The sequence below is a fragment of the Acidimicrobiales bacterium genome (assembly GCA_036270875.1).
Taxonomy (GTDB): Bacteria; Actinomycetota; Acidimicrobiia; order Acidimicrobiales; family AC-9; genus AC-9.
The window spans coordinates 1-17004 of sequence record DATBBR010000031.1; the positions used below are offsets into that span (position 1 = coordinate 1).

Annotated in this window: 14 protein-coding genes; 1 reads left to right on the plus strand and 13 read right to left on the minus strand. The window is 65.6% G+C overall.

The window, feature by feature from the left end:
- The 9 genes from VH112_02920 to VH112_02960 all read right to left on the minus strand — a co-directional run.
- A partial coding sequence (locus VH112_02920; GenBank protein HEX4539171.1) for an acyclic terpene utilization AtuA family protein occupies positions 1–851 on the minus strand: 851 nt, incomplete at its 3' end.
- Positions 848–1879 carry an ABC transporter ATP-binding protein gene (locus VH112_02925; protein HEX4539172.1) on the minus strand — a complete coding sequence of 344 codons (1032 nt, stop codon included), beginning with the start codon at positions 1877–1879 and terminating at the stop codon, positions 848–850. The genes VH112_02925 and VH112_02920, both read right to left, overlap by 4 nt.
- A 43-nt stretch (positions 1880–1922) precedes the next feature.
- On the minus strand, positions 1923–3659 hold the full coding sequence (locus VH112_02930) for an iron ABC transporter permease (GenBank protein HEX4539173.1): 1737 nt from the start codon (positions 3657–3659) through the stop codon (positions 1923–1925).
- 24 nt (positions 3660–3683) lie between these two features.
- Entirely contained in the window at positions 3684–4685 is a 1002-nt protein-coding gene (locus VH112_02935; protein HEX4539174.1) for an extracellular solute-binding protein, read from the minus strand.
- 215 nt (positions 4686–4900) lie between these two features.
- Positions 4901–5611: a GntR family transcriptional regulator gene (locus VH112_02940; protein HEX4539175.1), complete on the minus strand. Its 711-nt coding sequence runs from the start codon at positions 5609–5611 to the stop codon at positions 4901–4903.
- 159 nt (positions 5612–5770) lie between these two features.
- Positions 5771–7993: an MMPL family transporter gene (locus VH112_02945; GenBank protein HEX4539176.1), complete on the minus strand. Its 2223-nt coding sequence runs from the start codon at positions 7991–7993 to the stop codon at positions 5771–5773.
- Between the two features lie 92 nt (positions 7994–8085).
- Positions 8086–8790 carry a response regulator transcription factor gene (locus VH112_02950; protein ID HEX4539177.1) on the minus strand — a complete coding sequence of 235 codons (705 nt, stop codon included), beginning with the start codon at positions 8788–8790 and terminating at the stop codon, positions 8086–8088.
- Entirely contained in the window at positions 8790–9965 is a 1176-nt protein-coding gene (locus VH112_02955) for a sensor histidine kinase (GenBank protein HEX4539178.1), read from the minus strand. The genes VH112_02950 and VH112_02955 overlap by 1 nt, the downstream gene beginning before the upstream one ends.
- Before the next feature lie 185 nt (positions 9966–10150).
- Complete coding sequence (locus VH112_02960; protein HEX4539179.1) at positions 10151–11458, minus strand: NAD(P)/FAD-dependent oxidoreductase; 1308 nt, start codon at positions 11456–11458, stop codon at positions 10151–10153.
- 132 nt (positions 11459–11590) lie between these two features.
- Here VH112_02960 and VH112_02965 point away from each other — a divergent pair, with 132 nt between their 5' ends.
- On the plus strand, positions 11591–12403 hold the full coding sequence (locus VH112_02965; GenBank protein HEX4539180.1) for a helix-turn-helix transcriptional regulator: 813 nt from the start codon (positions 11591–11593) through the stop codon (positions 12401–12403).
- Here the strand turns inward: VH112_02965 and VH112_02970 are convergent.
- The 4 genes from VH112_02970 to VH112_02985 form a co-directional block, all read right to left on the minus strand.
- Positions 12386–13642 (minus strand): sigma-70 family RNA polymerase sigma factor, encoded by a 1257-nt coding sequence (locus tag VH112_02970; protein ID HEX4539181.1) that lies wholly within the window; start codon positions 13640–13642, stop codon positions 12386–12388. The two genes, VH112_02965 and VH112_02970, sit on opposite strands and share 18 nt — an antisense overlap.
- A 7-nt stretch (positions 13643–13649) precedes the next feature.
- Complete coding sequence (locus VH112_02975; protein ID HEX4539182.1) at positions 13650–14066, minus strand: YciI family protein; 417 nt, start codon at positions 14064–14066, stop codon at positions 13650–13652.
- 127 nt (positions 14067–14193) lie between these two features.
- Complete coding sequence (locus VH112_02980; protein ID HEX4539183.1) at positions 14194–14547, minus strand: DUF1801 domain-containing protein; 354 nt, start codon at positions 14545–14547, stop codon at positions 14194–14196.
- 75 nt (positions 14548–14622) lie between these two features.
- Entirely contained in the window at positions 14623–16926 is a 2304-nt protein-coding gene (locus VH112_02985; GenBank protein ID HEX4539184.1) for a CocE/NonD family hydrolase, read from the minus strand.
- Positions 16927–17004 lie beyond the last annotated feature (78 nt).

Below are 17004 nucleotides of genomic sequence, written 5' to 3' on the forward strand. Positions count from 1 at the left end.
ACCCGGACTCGTCGCTCGTCTATTGCGGTGTACGAGGCGCTGCTGGTGATCAGAGTTCCCGACGGCTCCCTCATCTGGAACGGATCAGCGTTCTCGTAGAGCATGTGTGCGGCTACGGAGGTCGGCGTGCAAGTCGTACCCGGATCGGCGGATTCAACGTTGAACCCGTTGCGGTCGATCTCGACCAGGACCGGTCCAGATAGCGGATCCGTGGTGCACTGTGCACCGCATTCGACAGTCTTCGCTGCGTGCCACGTTGGACCGGGGGGCAGACCATGGAGAATGGCGAACGCTGCCACCATTGCGGTGTCGGTGGCACGGCCGGCGAGAACGACATTCGATCCCTCTGCGAGCGCCGCCGCGATCGGCTCATGCCCCATGACTCCCACGATGTGCTCGCAGGAGCTCAAGATGTCCGCCGTCAGTCTCTTCGGTGGAGCGAGCTCGACGATCCGGTCCTCCTTGAGTGCCTCGGCCAGGGTGGTTGCCGACTGTTCGCTGTAGATACACCCGAGGGTGAAAGCCAGGCGCTCCGTGTGTGCAATGTCTTCGACCATCTCTGCTACCCAGTCGACCCCGCGGTCGGTGCCGTTGGTCCCGCACGAGCCCACGATCAGCGGAATACCGGCCCTCTGGGAGGCGACGAGGAGGATCCTCAGGTCATCGGCTACGGCGTGCCTGGCTGTCTTTGCGATGGCCGCACCGAGGTAATATGGGCCCGAGTCAGTTGATCCGCCATCAATCGCGATGGCGTCAGCGCCGAGGTGGATGCCTCGCTCTACCCCTCCGGCTGACAGCCCGGATCCCAGCATCCCGGAGGGGAAGAGGATCCTGATCCGCTCGCGAGTCATTCGATCACCGTGCTCGCGTCGTCGGGGAGGCTGATCAACACCGCAGCGGACGTCACAGGGACGTTGGTCTGCACCATCACGCCTATCTTGCCGATGGCCATCTCGTACTCGAAGTGGTCGCCGAGAAAGGCGCCGCTGCGAACATCGCCACGACACTGGTTGCCGGCGTCGTTCGACGCAGAGTCAGCCGAGCTGACCTGAATCGCCTCCGGTCTCACGGCGATAACGACGTCCGAGCCGCTCGACAGGGTCCGTGCGCAGTGCGCCCGAACGACCAGTGGCGTTCCATTGATCCTCACTATCGCACCACCGGCGGCACCGGTGTCGACGATCTCAGCGTCGAGAAAATTGCATCGTCCGACAAAGCCGGCAACCGTCCTGTTCACCGGGCGCAGGTAGACCTCCTCCGGAGTCCCGCTCTGCTGGATGACACCGCGGTCCATGATCATGACGCGATCGCTTAGCCCGAGTGCCTCGTGTTGGTCGTGGGTCACGAACACAGTGGTGATACCGATCTCTCGCTGCAACTCTCTCAACCACTTGCGGGACCGCTCCCGAAGCTTGGCGTCGAGATTGGAGAACGGCTCGTCGAGGAGCAGGACCAAAGGAGAGCTCGAGAGAGCCCGGGCGAGCGCGACTCGTTGTTGTTGACCTCCAGAGAGCTGGTGCGGGTACTGCTGGCCAACCTCGGCCAGCTCCACCAGCTCGAGAACCTCGGCAACTCGCCGGGCCACTGCGGGCTTCTTGAACCTCCTCACCGCGAGAGGAAATCCGACGTTGCCGGCGACCGTCATGTGTGGCCACAGCGCATACGACTGGAAGACGATGCCCAAGTTGCGCCGCTCGGGCGCCTTGACTCTACGACTCGAGCCCTCGAAGAAGACCTCGTCGCCACAGGATATGAGGCCTGCATCCGGATGCTGGAAGCCAGCGATCGCCATCAACGTCGTCGTCTTGCCGCAACCGCTCGGGCCCAGCAGGGTAACGAACTCCTTGTCGCCTACATCCAGGCTGATCTTGTCGAGCACGAGGTGGTCGTCGTACGTCTTGACCACGTCTCGCAGGCGGATATCAGGCACGGCTCACCCGCCTCACAAGCCGCGTCGCGCCGATGATGACCAGGCCCACGATCGCCAGCTGGATCACCGCCATGGCGGCCACCTGTCCCGGCTCTCCCTTTTGCCAGGCCTGGAGCATGGTCACTCCCATGACTTCGGTACCGGGCTTCTGAAGGAACACCAATGGGTCGTAGTCACTGAGCAGGGTGATGAACATCAAGACCAACGCGGTGAGCATGGCTGGTCTGACTATCGGCAAGGTGATCCGTCGTCCCGTGGTCCACCAGGTTGCGCCCGATGCGGTTGATGCGTCGTCGAACTCTCTTGTTATCTTGGCGAGGCTCGGGTAGAGGACGACATAGGCGATGGTGATGTTGCGGATGCTCAGCGCCAGCATCTCTCCCCAGATGCTGTTGCGGAGGAAGGAGCCCGGAACGTTGACCAACAGATAGGACCAGAAGAAGCCGATGCCGAGGACGATTCCCGGTATCGCCCTGGGGTAGACCAAGATGGCCGGCAGTGTGTGGCGGAGCCTGAAACGGGAGCGGTGGGCGATCAGGGTGGCGATCGCCACGAACATCACCGTGAGCAGACTTCCGATCGTGGCGATGATGATGCTGTTGATGATGGCATTGCGAAAGCCGTGGTTGGTGATGATCTGGTGCCAGTTGCCGCTCGTCCACAGGTGCCATGGTGCCACCAGGATGGTCAACTCCTTCACGCTCGACATCAGAACGAGACCGACGAGAGGAACGAGGCTCGCGAAGGCCACGAATGCGCCAGTGAAGGCCAACCAACCGAGACGCCATCGTCCGACGTCCAGGGGAGGCACCTTCGCCGGCCCGCGACTAGCAGGCACGATGAATCGTTGCTCTGAGCCGAGCAGGCGGGTGCGGGCGATCAGGAGAATGGTGACGACGATGAGAAGCAGGATCGCGCCGGCGCTGACGAAGGGAGGGTCTGGCGTCGTGCTGTTCCCCCACCCGTTGTAGAGGTAGCTGGCGTACAGGTTGATGTTTGCCGGTGTGCCCAGAAAGAGGGGGATGCCGAGGATCTCGAGGGACAGGGCGAAGACCAGGATGCTCGAGTTCAGGATCGCGGGACGAAGCAGCGGGATCGTGATCCGACGAAGCACGGCTCCCGGTGATGCCCCCGAGCTCACGGCGGCGTTTTCGAGGGTGGTGTCAGAGCCTTGTAGCGACACCTGGCAGGTCAGGAAGGTGATCGGGATCGTCACGACAGATCCGAGGACGGCCATGCCGAGGATCGACGAGAGATTCCATGCCGGGAGACCGAGACTCCGATGCACGAGCTGTGTGAGGTAACCCGATGTCCCGTAGATCGAGGTCCACCCGACAATCAAACCGAGCGGCGGGATTACGATAGGGGCGATCAGCAGCCATCGCAGCCATCTGCCGCCGGGCATGTTCGTTCGGTTGATGAGGACGGCGAAGATCGTCCCCAGTCCCACTGCCAGGGTGGTCGTGATGACGGCGAAGAGGAGGGTGTTCTCGACGGCTCGCCAATAGGCGGGGTCGTCGAAGAGGGTGCGATAGGGCTGGACCGACCAGCTGCCTCCTGGGAGGTAGAAGGCCTGGCTCCGGAACGACGTGTAGATCAACGGGACGAGCGGACCGATGACGAGAACGACTGTCAGGCCCCAGACGATCGCCTGCGACGCACTTGTAGGGACGAACCTTCGCCGTTGGAACCGGCGAGGAATGCCGTGCGGGATCGAGGTGGTGGTCATTGCCGTGGCTCCGAGGCGCCGGTGCTACGGGCCCGTATGAAAGACCTGGTTCCAGTGGTCGGTGATCGACTTCTGCTGGGCCAGGACGTTGTTGCTGTACGGCACCAGGTACGTCTGGGCCTGAGGGACGCTGCGATAGAGCTCAGTGAGGCTGGCTGTGCACCCATTGGTGGGGGTGAAGCCAGTCTCTGATGCCTCGAAACCGGCTCCACACAGTGCCTGCTGACCGGCATCAGAGAACAGGAAATCCAAGAGGAGCTGGGCCGACGCCGGGTTGCGGGCACCCTGTGCCACGGCGATGCCCCTGGGCACCAGCGGCGTTGCATCCTTCATGAACTCGTAGTTAGCCAGACCTTGATAGTGCGGCAACACACCTTGGGTCAGCCCGGACGTCATGTAGCCGATGGATGCCCCCCCTTGCAGCAGGTAGCTGAGGCCACTCAGGCCGTCGTTGAAGGTCTTGGAGTTGGATCCAAGAATCGTGAACTCCCGCCAGAATGTCGATTCGCCCAGGATGTGCAGGAGCCCATAGGCAGCTGAATAGCCAAGCGAGTTGTTGATGCTGTAGGTGGCGAGCTTGTACATCGAGGGGTTCTGTTGAACGGCTTGCGCCAGGGCGCCGTAGGTTTGCGGCACCTGAGGCGGGGAGAGAAGCTTCTCGTTGTAGGCCGAGAGCACCGGCTCTGGGGACATGACGAATAGACCATTCCCTTGATTGGTGAACGCAGGGAAGTTCGAAAGGCCGCTTGGCGTCACGTGCTGGAGATTTCCCAGCTTCTCGGCCTCGAGCCACGGCCCGATCCCACTGGCGATCAACAGATCGGCGCTTGTCGACCCTTGCGCGTGCTCGGACTCGTACTTCGAAAAGACTTGAAAGTCTGAAAGATCGTTGTCCTGGACTGAGATCCAGGGATACTTCTGCTCGAATGCCTTGACGACCGGCTGAAAGTATTGGGCCGGTGCGTTGCCGTAGATGATGAGCCCATGCTCTTGGTGTGACGTCGCGACAAGCTTGTCGATCGGCACGGGTGCCGAGCTCGCCTGACCGGGCTGAGGACTGGAGCTCACTCCCGTCGCGCAGGCGGTGGCTGCCAGGCCCAGTGTGAGAGAGAGGGCCAGGACCCGAGTTCCGGCTCTACGGTGCCCGTGAGCGCCTGGACGCATGCGTTTCACACATCTTCCTTCCGTCACCACAGCGGATTTGCTATAGCAAGAGCGGACAAACAATGGCCTCTATCCGACTACTGCGATCCCTCCAGAAACTCGTCCTCGGCGACGACGTCCAGGTGCTGGTGGGCGGCACTGGCGACGTGATCGCGCATGAGCGACTCGGCGAGCGAGCTGTCGCGAGCTTCGAGCGCAGCGACGATCGACGAGTGGTGGGCGAGGCCCGCCTTCGATGGATACGTTGCGCCGAGGCGCCGCACGGACTCCACCCGAATGCGCCAATCGAACGCCCCGGCGGTGGCGATCATGTCGATCAGCTGTGGGTTGTGGGACGCCTCGTACACAAGTTGGTGCGTCTGCCGCGCCAACCGCAGGACCTCGATGCCGTCCTCCACCGTTTGGGCTGACGGAAGGGATCGAGATGCCCGTTCGTGTACATCTCGGATTGCCGCCAGCTCTCGGTCCGTCGCAGATTCGGCGGCGAGCCTGGCGGCCACGCCCGACAGCGCAGCCTCGATCAGGTTGAGCTCGTAGAGCCGATGCACCGAGGGCTGGGCCACGGTCAGGGAGCGTCCGTCGAGCCGTTCCAGCAGCCGCTCATGCTCGAGTCGGCGAATCGCCTCGCGCACAGGGGTGGGGCTCACGCCGAGCTGCGTGGCCAGTCCCCGTTCGGTCACCCGCTGTCCGGCGCTCAACTCGCCCTCGGCGATCTGCCGTCGAAGCAGTACGTAGGCCTGATCGGCGAGGGTGGGCGATGTGGTCAATTTGGCGCTCGGCTGCTCCACACCGCCTCCCTATCGCAGATTTGCAATAGCAGATTGGATCACGAGGGCAGGGTCGTGTCAAGTCCTGGTCAGGTGCCGACCGGCTCAGGGAGACCTCGGCGAGCCCGAGGACGGGGCCGGGTGCGAGTACCTCGCACCCGGCCCCGATCCTTTGCCCGTTCACACCAGGCTGGGCTCGCTCGGCGTCCGCTCCTCGCCCGGTGCGGCTGCCCCGTCGTCGTCCTCGAGCTTGAGTCGGGGCAGTCGGCGGTCGAGGGCGGCCGGGAGCTTCCAATTGGCCTTGCCGAGGGTGTGCATGGCCGCCGGGACGAGCACGGTGCGGATGATGAGGGCGTCGACGATGATGGCGGCGGCCATGCCGAGCCCGATCATCTTTATGGTGCGGTCGGTGGTGAAGATGAACGAGGCGAACACGACGGTCATGATGGCGGCGGCTGCGGTGATGGTCCGTCCCGTGATGGCCTGACCGAGGTTGACCGCAGCCGAGTTGTCACGCCGCTTGAGCCATTCCTCGTGGATCCTGCTCACCAGGAACACCTCGTAGTCCGTCGAGAGGCCGAACAGGACGGCGAACATGAGGATGGGCACGAGGGGGGTGATGGGTCCGGTGTGTGTGACCCCGACCAGGCTGGAGAGCCATCCCCATTGGAAGACCGCCACCACCACCCCGAAGGCGGCTCCTGCCGAGAGCAGGTTCATGATCGCGGCCGTGGCTGGGATCAAGAGGCTTCGGAAGACGACCATGAGCAGGAGGAACGACAAGACGACGATCCCGCCGACGAATATCGGCAGCTTCGACGACAGCTGGTTGGCGAAGTCGTCGGCCAAGGCGGTCTGGCCGCCGACGAGGACCTGCAGGTGCTGGCCGTGCAGGGCGGTCGGGATGACCGAGCCCCGCATCTGGGTGATCAGATTGGATGTGGAGGCGGACTGGGGGCTGCCCGTCGGGAAGACCTCGGCGACCCCCACGGCGGGATGACCCGGGCCTGCGGGGAAGTAGTGCGGGCTGACGCCCGTGACCACTCCGGGTGTGTGGACGGCGGAGTCGTACACGGTCGCGAACGCCGCCTGGTCGGCAGGGCTGGTGATGGGCGCCACAAGCTGTAGCGGTCCGGTGAAGCCGGGCCCGAACCCCGTCGTGATGAGCTGGTATGCCCGGTACGTGGTAGTCGTGGTGCTCGTCGGGTCGACGTTGTAGTCGGCGGTTCCCTGTCGCATCGACAAGAACGGCGCGCCGAGGGCGAGGAGGATGCCCAAGGCGGCAATCGCGAAGCCCACGCGGTGAGCCTGTACCTTGCCCGCCCAGGCTGCCCACCGTCTCGACGCCTCGGGAAAGTCCGTCTCGCCTGTGGCCAGTGCGGCCCGCTGACCGCGCGTCAGGGTGCGCTCGCCCAGCAGCCCGATGAATGCCGGGAGCAGCGTGAGGGCGGCAGTCATCGGGAACAGCACTGCGATCGAGGCTGCGATCGCGGTGCCCGAGAGCACGCTGACGCCGACCGTGACCATCGCCAGCAGGGCGATGCAAACGGTGATGCCGGCGAAGAGCACGGCTCGCCCTGCAGTAGCCGCTGCGGTGGTAACCGCCTGCTCCACAGTCAGGCCACGGCGGAGGCCAGTGCGGGTGCGGGTCAGGATGAACAAGGAGTAGTCGATCCCGACTCCGAGCCCGATCAGTGTGCACAGCTGCGTGGTGAAGTTGGCCATGGAGAGGGCGTTGGACAGTACCCCGACGATCGACAGGGCGCTGAAGAGGGCGATGCCCGTGCTGACCAACGGCAGGAGCGCGACGGACAGCTTCCTGAAGACGAGCAGCAGGACGATCAGGGCGGCAACCACGCCGAGGATCGTGTTCGAGGAGGACGAGGGGTTGGTGGAAGCGGCCACCTTGCCGACGACGTCAACTTGAAGGGTAGGTGAGTTCGGTGCCCTGGCCAGGTTCACCAGGTTGGTCGCCTCTGCCTTGGGAATCTGGTTGGCGTCCTTGCTGAAGTTGACCGTGGCGAAGGCGATGTTGCGGTTGGCGCTGATCTGGCTCGCTCCGGCGGCACTGTAGGGGGAGGTCACGCTCGCCACATTGGGAAGCTGGCCAACCTGGCCGAGCATGCTCTGAACGCTCGATTGCACTGCCGGATTCGTTACGCTCCCCGACTTCGCCTGGAAGACGATCTGTTCGCTGTCACCCGCCTGGCTGGGTGCCGCCTGGTGCAACAGGCTGGCGGCGGCGGCGCTCGGCGTCCCTGACAGCTGCGTGCCGGTGGCGTAATGGCTGCCCGTGCCGGACACGGCAAAGAGCGTGACGATCACGAGTGCGAGCCAGGCGCCGACCACAGCAAGGCGGTGCCCGACGCACCAACGAGCAAGCGAACGCATCGGAGTCTCCATGACTGATCCCCGCCAGTCGGGGACCTCACGATGACCGTACGGATAGGTGCTCAGCGGATCATCGGCCGCCCGGACGGTTTCGCAGGCGTCGCCTAGTCCTCGGGAGGTACTCCGAGCGGACCCTGGGCTTGGCCGGGGACGACCAAACCGCTCTCATAGGCCAGTACCACGAGCTGCGTGCGGTCCCGGGCGTCGAGCTTGGTGAGGATACGCGACACATGCGATTTGCAGGTCAACGGGCTGATGAACAGCTTCGCAGCGATCTCGGTATTGGTCAGACCCCCCGCGATGAAACGCAGTATCTCGAGCTCCCGCGTCGTCAGCGTCGACGGAAGTGCAAATCGCGCAGGCGTCGCCGCCTTGTCGTCTCTGACGTACGCCTCGACCAGTCTGCGGGTGGCGCCTGGATCCAGCAGGGCGTCACCGCCGGCGACGGTCCTGACCGCGGCGATGAGCGCAGGTGGCTCGACCCCCTTGAGGAGAAACCCGCTCGCCCCCGCCCGCAAGGCCCCGAACACGTACTCGTCGAGATCGAACGTCGTGAGCACGACAACCTTGGTGATCGGCAGCCTCGGGTGGGCGGTGATCAGCCGTGTCGCTTCGAGGCCGTCCATCCCTGGCATGCGAATGTCCATCAACACCACGTCGGGAACCTCCTGGACGGCCACCTCGACCGCCTCTCTGCCATCTTTGGCGTCGCCGACGACGTCGATGTCTTCTTCGCTGCTCAGGATCGAGCGGAACCCGGCTCGCACCAGCGAATGGTCATCGACCACCAGCACCTTGATCGTCCCCATCACGAACCTCGATCGCCGACAGGAATCCGGGCTCGGACCCGCCAACCGGCACCATTCACTGGTCCCGCCTCACAGGTGCCACCGAGCGCAGCCGCCCTCTCTTTCATGCCCTGCAGCCCGTGCCCGCCCGCGTGCGAAGTGTCCGCCTGTCTTCGCCCGTCGTCTCTGACCTCGACGACCAGGGCGCCACCCTCCACGCCGATCTGAACGCACGCCTGTTCGGCGCTCGAGTGACGCAGGACGTTGGTGAGCCCTTCTTGGACGATGCGATACCCGGCGTGGCTCACCGCGGCCCGTAGCGACTCCGGCATCTCGCCGATGTCGAGCTCGACGGCCAAACCTCCGCGCCCAAGGCTTGCCACCAGCTCGTTGAGATCGGCCAGCTCCTGCACGGGATGGAGCGGGGCGGGCCCCGCTTGGGCGGTACGAAGGTCTTTCAGCGTGGATCTCAGCTCGGCCAGCGCCCCAGCCGACGCGGAGGCTATGTCGTCCAGCGCGGTCGTTACCTCCGACCCGCCCCTACGGCGGTCGAGATGCGCGGCGGCCGAGGCGCGCACGTTGATGGCCACGAGCGTGTGCCCGATGATGTCGTGGAGCTCGTGGGCCCAGCCCAGTCGTTGCTCGTCGAAGCGGTGTTGGGCGGCGGCCTCCCGCTCCCGTGAGCCCTGATCGGCGACGGCCCGCTCGAGCGCTTGCCGGGCGCGTAGGGCCTCACCGGCGAACAGGGCACCGAGCACGAGCGCGGCGAAAGCCACGACGTCAGCGACAGTTCCTCTGCGGGCGGTGAGCACGACGGCCACCGTCACCACGACCGTCATCAGGGCGGCCACCGCCAAGGACCGAGAGCGATCACCCTCCAAGCCCACCGTGAAGACCAGCAACATGATCACGCCGACTGCGGCACGATTCGGGTGGAACACGGCCAGGCATGCCAACAGGAGCGGCACCACGACTATCAGCACGCCAAGGGGGAACTGACGGCGGGCCAACAGCGGCAGCGCAGCCAACAGCGCGAGGACGACGGCCGCCGGCGTGAGGACGGAGAACCCGTGGTCTACGACAGGATCTACCAGTAGTCCGGCGAAGGCGGCCGAGGCCAGGACCACGTCGATGCCCGGCGTTCGCCTGAGCCCTCCCAGGAGCTGTCGCCAGCCCGAGATGTATCGATCTGCCATTGGTAGCTCCAGGCTACGGACGGCTCCGTTGACCTGCATCGGCCGAGCGGATGCTTTTCGGCCGAATTTCGGCGCCACAGCTCGTCCTGGAGGAGTAGCCCCTCCCGCAGCGGTCGTGAGCGCGCCTCCTCGACAGCTGACAGTAGCCCGAACCGTCCACCGACGGTCGCGACACGCTGGCGCTTCTAAGCAGACAGGCGGTGGGCGAAGCGGTGGCGCCGGCGGCGGTCCGTGCGGACAAGCTCGGCCGCCTCCCTCAGGATGGAAAGCCGCTGGCCGCGTTCGCCCTTGAAGCCGGCGAGGAGGGCGGGCAGCACCAGCGCGGGTTTCGCGAGCTCTGAGGGTGGTAGGTCGTGGTTGAGAACACGGATGAGGTCCTCGGTCAATCCGTCGCTGCTGGCGATTCGCGCCTGGACCTGGGCCACGAGGGGTCTGGTTGAGCCGGGGGAGCCCATGTCGTGGGCGAACCAATACATCTCCCAGGCGTCTTGATCGCGCCACCGCCACCATTGGTGTAGGAGTTGATCGGTGTTGGCTCCGCCGAGTGCCTGCTCGATCGTGGGCGCGAGGCGGGCCACCTGGCGGAGGGCGTCGGCAATGCCCTGGCCGGGCGTTGGGTCCTTGAAGTGTCCTGCGTCGCCCACCAGCACCCATCCGGGGCCGGCGGAGCGCCGGAAGTAGCCGTGCCAGCGGGACATGACCCGGATGGGGCCGACACGTCGGGCGGCGCCCATCAGTGCATCGAGCTCGGGCCAGGTCCTCACCGCCGAGGTATAGGCGCCGTCCAGGTCTGCCATGAATTCGTCCTTGCGGGACAGCGAGGGGACCACCGCCGTCAGGTACAGCCCGTCATCGGTGGGGCTGGCCAGAAAGGCGTTGTCGCCGATCTTGCCCAGCGCCAGCATGCCGGTGTCGGCGACCGCCGTGCCGGCGACGCCCTCGAAGTAGGCCCACGTGAACAGCCGGCCGGGCTCGGTCCGATCGTAGACCTCCGCTCCGGCCAGCCGAGCGACGGTGGAATTCATTCCGTCGGCTCCCACCACTAGCGCTGCTCCGAGAGCGCCTTGTGAGGTTTGAACGCCGACGACGCGACCGCCCTCCCAGACGAGGTCCTCCACCGTTGTCTCGGTCATGACGGTGGCGCCCGCGTCGGCGGCGGCCTCCACCAGCACCGCGTCCAGGATTCTCCGACGGACATTCAGCATGGGCGACCCGAGCAGCGCCGTGATGCCCCGATACTCCATCCGCGACCGGCCGAGCGCGACTAGGGCATCGTCTATCGCCGGGGTAATCCGACGCAGCCGCGCTCCGACGCCCAGGTCGTCGAGCACTCGGACACCTGCCGGCTGGATGCCATGGGTCGAGGGGGTGTCGCTCGGGAACCGTGACCGGTCGAGCAAGCACACCTGCAGCCCGGCTCGGGCCAGGAGGACAGCCAGCGGGGCACCGGCGCAACGGGCCCCCACGATGACGATGTCGAACCGGTGACTCACCCGACCCCCAGCCGGCACTCTTCATTTGTCCTCGCGGAGTGCACCGTCCAGATCGTCCCCTTTGAGGATCGGGTTGTCGATTACCTCGAGGTAATGGAGTGGTTGACTCGGCCCGGGTAGAGTCCGCTCGAGATGGCAGCCGTGAGCTCCGATGCCGGGGTCGGGTCGTTGCTGCGCACGTGGCGCGAGCAGCGGCGGCTGACTCAGCTCGATCTGGCGCTCAATGCGGGTATTTCTGCTCGCCATTTGAGCTTCGTCGAGACGGGTCGATCGAAGCCGGGTCGCGAGATGTTGCTGCGGATCACCGACCAGCTCGAGATCCCGTTCCGGGAGCGTAACGAGCTGCTGCTGGCTGCCGGTCATGCTCCGGCGTTTCCTGAACGCTCGCTTCGGGACGAGGAGCTGGCACCGGTGCGGGAAGCTCTCGATCTGATCCTCAGTGGGCATGAGCCTTATCCTGCTGTGGTCGTCGACCGAGGCTGGAACCTGGTGGCGGCGAACTCCGTGATGATGACGCTCGGCGAGTGGGTTGACCCGTCGCTGCTCGATGCCCCTGTGAACGTGATGCGGGTCGGCCTGCATCCGCTGGGACTGGCCCGCTGGATCGTCAACCTTGGCGAGGTACGGGCATACTTCATCGGGCGTCTCGAGCGCCAGGTTGCCATCACGGGGGACGCGGATCTCGCCGCCCTACTGGACGAGGTGTCGGGCTACCCCGCCCCCGACTATGGGCGCGATCCCGCTGCAGTGGCCGCGGCGGGGCACATCCTCACGCCATTGATCCAGCTGCGTCATCCTGACGGCGCCGAGCTCTCGTTGTTCGCCACGGTCGCCACATTCGGGACTGCAGTTGAAGTTACGACTTCAGAGCTCTCCATCGAGTTGGCCTTCCCCGCCGATATTGCGACTGCCGAGGCGCTGAAGAACCTAGTCCCCAGTCGATAAAGGGTCGACGAGATGAGCTGCTCGGGCGTGCAGGTACCGTTGCTGTCGGAGGTTGGTCGCCCGCCGCGCTGCCGCCTCGTACGTCTCGCGTGCTGCCTGTCGATCCCCGACCATCTCGAGCAGGTGGCCTCGTACCGCATGGAAGCGGCGATCGTCGTTGACTCGCGTGTCGCTTTCTAGATCGGCGAGGAGGTCGAGGCCGGCTTGCGGACCTCGGACCATGGCAACGGCCACGGCGTGGTTCAGCGCCACGACCGGATTGCGGTCGATGCCGAGTAGCACCTCATAGAGCGCCACGATCTGCGGCCAGTCCGTCAGCTCCGAGCTCGGCGCTTCGTCGTGGACGGCGGCGATGGCCGCCTGGACCTGGTACGGGCCTGTGGGTCCACGGGGGAGTGCGTCCGTGATGAGAGAGACGCCCTCGGCGATGGCCTCGGGGTCCCACAGGGTGCGGTCCTGCTCCGACATCGGGATCAGGGAGCCGTCAGGCCCGGTTCGGGCGCGGTGGCGCGCGTGGGTCAATAAGAGCAGTGCCAGGAGGCCGGTGACTTCGCTGTCTTGGGGTAGGGCCATGTGGACCGTTCGGGCCAGGCGGATCGCCTCCGAGGCCACCTCGGCGCGCTGCAGCTCCGGCCCGGTGGTGCTCGCGTAACCTTCGTTGAAGATCAGGTAGAGCACTCGCAGCACCGCATCGAGGCGGCCGGCCCGCTCGGTGGCCGATGGCGGGGCGAAGGGGATCCCGCTGTCCTTGATCGATCGTTTCGCCCGAGTGATGCGTCGGGTCACGGCTCCCTCGGGGACGAGGAGGGCGCGGGCGATTTCGGCGGTGCTGAGACCGCCCACCGCCCGGAGTGTCAGCGCGATCTGTGACGCCACCGAGAGCGATTGGTGGCAGCACATGAAGAGCAGGATCAGCGTGTCGTCGAGATCGGCCGGGTTCGTCTCGCCCGGCAGCGAGACCTGTGGCTTCGGATTGGCCCATTGGGCGACGGTGTCCTCGCGTCGACGGCGCGCCTGGTCGGAACGCAGCAGATCGGTCAACCGGCGCGCCGCGATCGTGATCAGCCAACCCTTGGGGTTGTCCGGCATACCGTCGCGTGGCCACTGCGCGGTGGCCGCTACCAGCGCCTCCTGGGTGGCGTCCTCGGCGAGGTCGAAGTTGCCGTAGCGGCGCACGACCGCGCCGAGGACCTGTGGCGCCAGCCGGCGCAACAGGTCCTCGGTCTGGGCGGCGAGCACAGATGCGTCATCCCTCGAAGTCGGGTTGGTGCTCATCGATCGGGCGGACATCGGCGAAGGCACGGGTCCGAACATGGTCTGGTCCCGGGCACTCTGACAGGCGGGCGGCGATCTCGGTGGCCCGGTCGAAGCTGTCGCACTCGACGATCCAGTAGCCGGCAAGCACCTCCTCGGCTTCGGCGTACGGACCGTCAGTCACGACCGGCACCCCGTCACGAAGCTGGACCCGGCGGGTATGAACCGGGGCGCTCAGCCCCCGCGTCTCGACGAGCTCGCCGGACTCGGCGAGCTGTTGATTGAACGTCTGCATGAACTCGCCCAACGCGGCGAAGTCCTGCCCCGTCCAGCCGGGCTTGGCCGATGGCTTGCCGGCCATCCCGTCGTAATCCTCCTGGGATCCGAAGGTCAAGATCATGTACCTCATCGAAATATCCCTTTCCTGTCGGCTCCGGTCGGCGCCTCTCACCGATACTGTCGGAGCCGGCTGGCGCAACCGGACATCTTCCGGAAGTCTCAGCGGACAAGGTCACCGATCGACGTCGAGGTAGCCGTTACTCCGAGAACGCTTGCCGAAGCCGCACGGCTAACAGCTTCTCCACCAATGCCTGCGGGATCGGAGTTTCGATCTCGAATCGCAGCGCGCCCGATGACATGGAGTAGCCAGCCAGCTCCTCCGACAACTCGGGAAAGACCGACCCGCTGTGCGGCAGGTAGCTGAGGTGGTTCTTGAAGGCGGCGAAGCCGGCGACCGTCTTCCCGTTGACCTTGAAGGCGGGCAGGCCATAGGAGATGCCCTGCTCTGCTTCCGGAAGGACCCGGAGGATCGCCTGGCGCAACTGCGACAGTGTCGTCCGCTTCGGCTCTTCTAGCGAATCGAGGTAGGCGTCGATCTCCTCGGCTGACACGACAGCATTTTGGACGATCGTGTCCGATCCCGGCAAGGTCTCGGAGAACGACTTGGCCCGGGCTCTATCGGTGCCCTACGCCTTGTAGGGCCGGCACGGCTCGTTGCGAAGGCTCGGGCAGGGCGGCAGGCCGGTCGGCACGTTCACGCCCGGGACGACCGGGAGGATGAGGCTCGACGGCATGGTCTTGGAGAAGGCGATCGAGACCGTCGCCGTCCCCGACGGCTCGGTCTGGCCGAAGGACCATATGGGCTGGGTGCCGTTTGGGGCGGCGATCGTCACTCGGATTCGCGAGCCCGCACGGTACACGTGCCCCTCGTAGTAGAGCGGGATCACGACCTCGACGAACTGTCCCTGCGGCATCGGCCGCGCATCGGCCGCTGTCATGCTGAGCACCGGCTCCAGCAGGGTGCTCTGCTGCTTGAGCAGGTTGTTCGGGCTGTAGTCGAGCTTGCGCTCGCTGCCCCGCACCCAGCCATTCTGCACGAAGCTCTCGTTGCCATCGGGGCGGACCTCGCTGACGGTCGCCTGGAGGTCGACGTCGGGTGTCGAGGAGCGGACCCAGAGATGGACCGCCCCCGCGCCGATGACGGTTGTGTCCGTCGTCAGCGGCGCAGAGACCTTCGAGACGGCGGTGCCAGGCGGATCCTGCTGCCAGTTCCACTGCCAGGCCGAGGCGTTGGCCCATAGGCCTCCGGTGGCGGTGTTGCCCGAGTAGTCATTCAGCGGGAGGGCCTTGGCGTTCGACGTGTATGAGTTGACGCCATCGCTCGTGGGCGGCACGTCCCCCAGCGTGTTGCCGGGTTCGAGGTACCACTGGCGGGCGGTTGTGCCAGGGACCGGGAGCGACGGGAACGACTGCTCGAACCCCGGGTAGGGGTCGCCTGGCGTCATGCTGGCGGTCGGCGAATTGCCGGCGCCGTTGTCGAAGAGCACCCGCACCTCCGGAATCTTCTCGAAGGCGGCCAGAGCCGCTGGGTAGGTGGGGATCGTCTGGATCGGGTCCAGCGGCAGTAGGACCGGGTTGTTGATGCCCATCGCCGACTGGTAGATGACAGGGGCGGCGACTCGGGTGGCCGCTTGGTTCACGAGTGGCGGCTTGTGGGCGACGAAGAGCTCGAGGAAGTCGTACCAGCGGTTATAGGTGTCCGGGTCGAGCGAGTCGACGTGGGCGCCGTTGGTGAATGTGAACCACTTCTGATTGGTGCCGGTGAAGTGCGATACGAGATCAGGGCAGTGCCCGCCCGTCTGCTCGTCCTCCCACTGGCAGGCCATGAACGTGGGCACTGTGATCTTGTTGACGAAGGTGATCGGGTCGAGCGGGTCTGCCACTTGCGGAATGTAGTTGGCGTTGGCGCGGATCTTCGCCAGCAGGTCGGTGGCTTCTCCGTGGAGGACCTGATTCTGCTTGCAGGTTTGATCGCCTTGCTGGACTCGCTGGTAGGCCCAGCTCTGACCCCCGTCGGGGCCTGCCGGAAGGGCGTCGTGCTGCCGCTCTTCCGCCCAGGCGACCGCAAAGCCGGTGTTGAGGATGCCGCCCGGATAGAGCGTCGTTGCCGTCGCATCGATCGTCGACAGCGGTGAGATCGCCTCGAGATCCGGCGGATTCAGCTGGGCGGTGAACAACTGGCTGATGGCGCCGTAGGAGATACCCATCATGCCGACCTTGTGGCCGAGGACCCACGGCTGGTGCGCGATCGTCTCGATCACGTCGTATCCGTCCAGGTTCTGCAGCGGCTCGAAGAAGTCGTACGCGCCACCTGAGCAACCCGTCCCGCGCATGTTCACGTCGACGACCGCGAAGCCCATCAGGTTGGCGAGAACGGCGATGCCGTTGACCGGACCGGCGGGATCGGCGTATCCATAGCCCGAGTACTCGATGAGCGTGGGGTACGGCGGGGCATAATCCGGGCCGTTCGGAACGGGGACGCCGGCCGGTAGCCCCGGCTCGCCCGCAGGGCTGGTCGGCGGGTGCACATCGATCGACAGCTGGGTGCCGTCGCGGGTGGTGAGGTAGGTGTAGCCGCTGTCCGGGATCGACTGGTTGTAGACACCCGGGTTCCACGGCGCCGGACGATTGGACTGCACCGTCAGTGGACCGGACTCGGCTCCGGCTGGGTACAGGCGCACCCGGTAGCCGCTGCCGGGTGGCACGTTGCGGAACAGCAGTCCGCCCAGAGAGTCGGCCTGCTGGGTGCGCAGAGTCTTTCCGCTGGACGTCAGGAGCGACATCTGCGCGCTGGGCGCGAGCCCTGTGACGTAGACCTGCTCTGCGCTGCCGTGGGCACTGAAGGGGGGAGCTGACGTGTTCCCTGCCGAAGCGCGCGCCGGCGAGGCGCCGGCAGCGGTCATCAGGCCGACGGCGATCGTTGCGCACACCGAGACAGCACTTCGAACACGACGTCGCATACGACAGTTTTTCCCCATCTGCCTAAATTTGCCCCTTCAACTCGTATT

Excerpts from the sequence above, each read along its gene's own strand:
- VH112_02955 (HEX4539178.1), bottom strand. The coding sequence starts at position 9,965 with ATGGCAGATCGATACATCTCGGGCTGGCGACAGCTCCTGGGAGGGCTC.
- VH112_02965 (HEX4539180.1), top strand. The coding sequence starts at position 11,591 with ATGGCAGCCGTGAGCTCCGATGCCGGGGTCGGGTCGTTGCTGCGCACG.
- VH112_02930 (HEX4539173.1), bottom strand. The coding sequence starts at position 3,659 with ATGACCACCACCTCGATCCCGCACGGCATTCCTCGCCGGTTCCAACGG.
- VH112_02950 (HEX4539177.1), bottom strand. The coding sequence starts at position 8,790 with ATGGGGACGATCAAGGTGCTGGTGGTCGATGACCATTCGCTGGTGCGA.
- VH112_02945 (HEX4539176.1), bottom strand. The coding sequence starts at position 7,993 with ATGGAGACTCCGATGCGTTCGCTTGCTCGTTGGTGCGTCGGGCACCGC.
- VH112_02975 (HEX4539182.1), bottom strand. The coding sequence starts at position 14,066 with ATGAGGTACATGATCTTGACCTTCGGATCCCAGGAGGATTACGACGGG.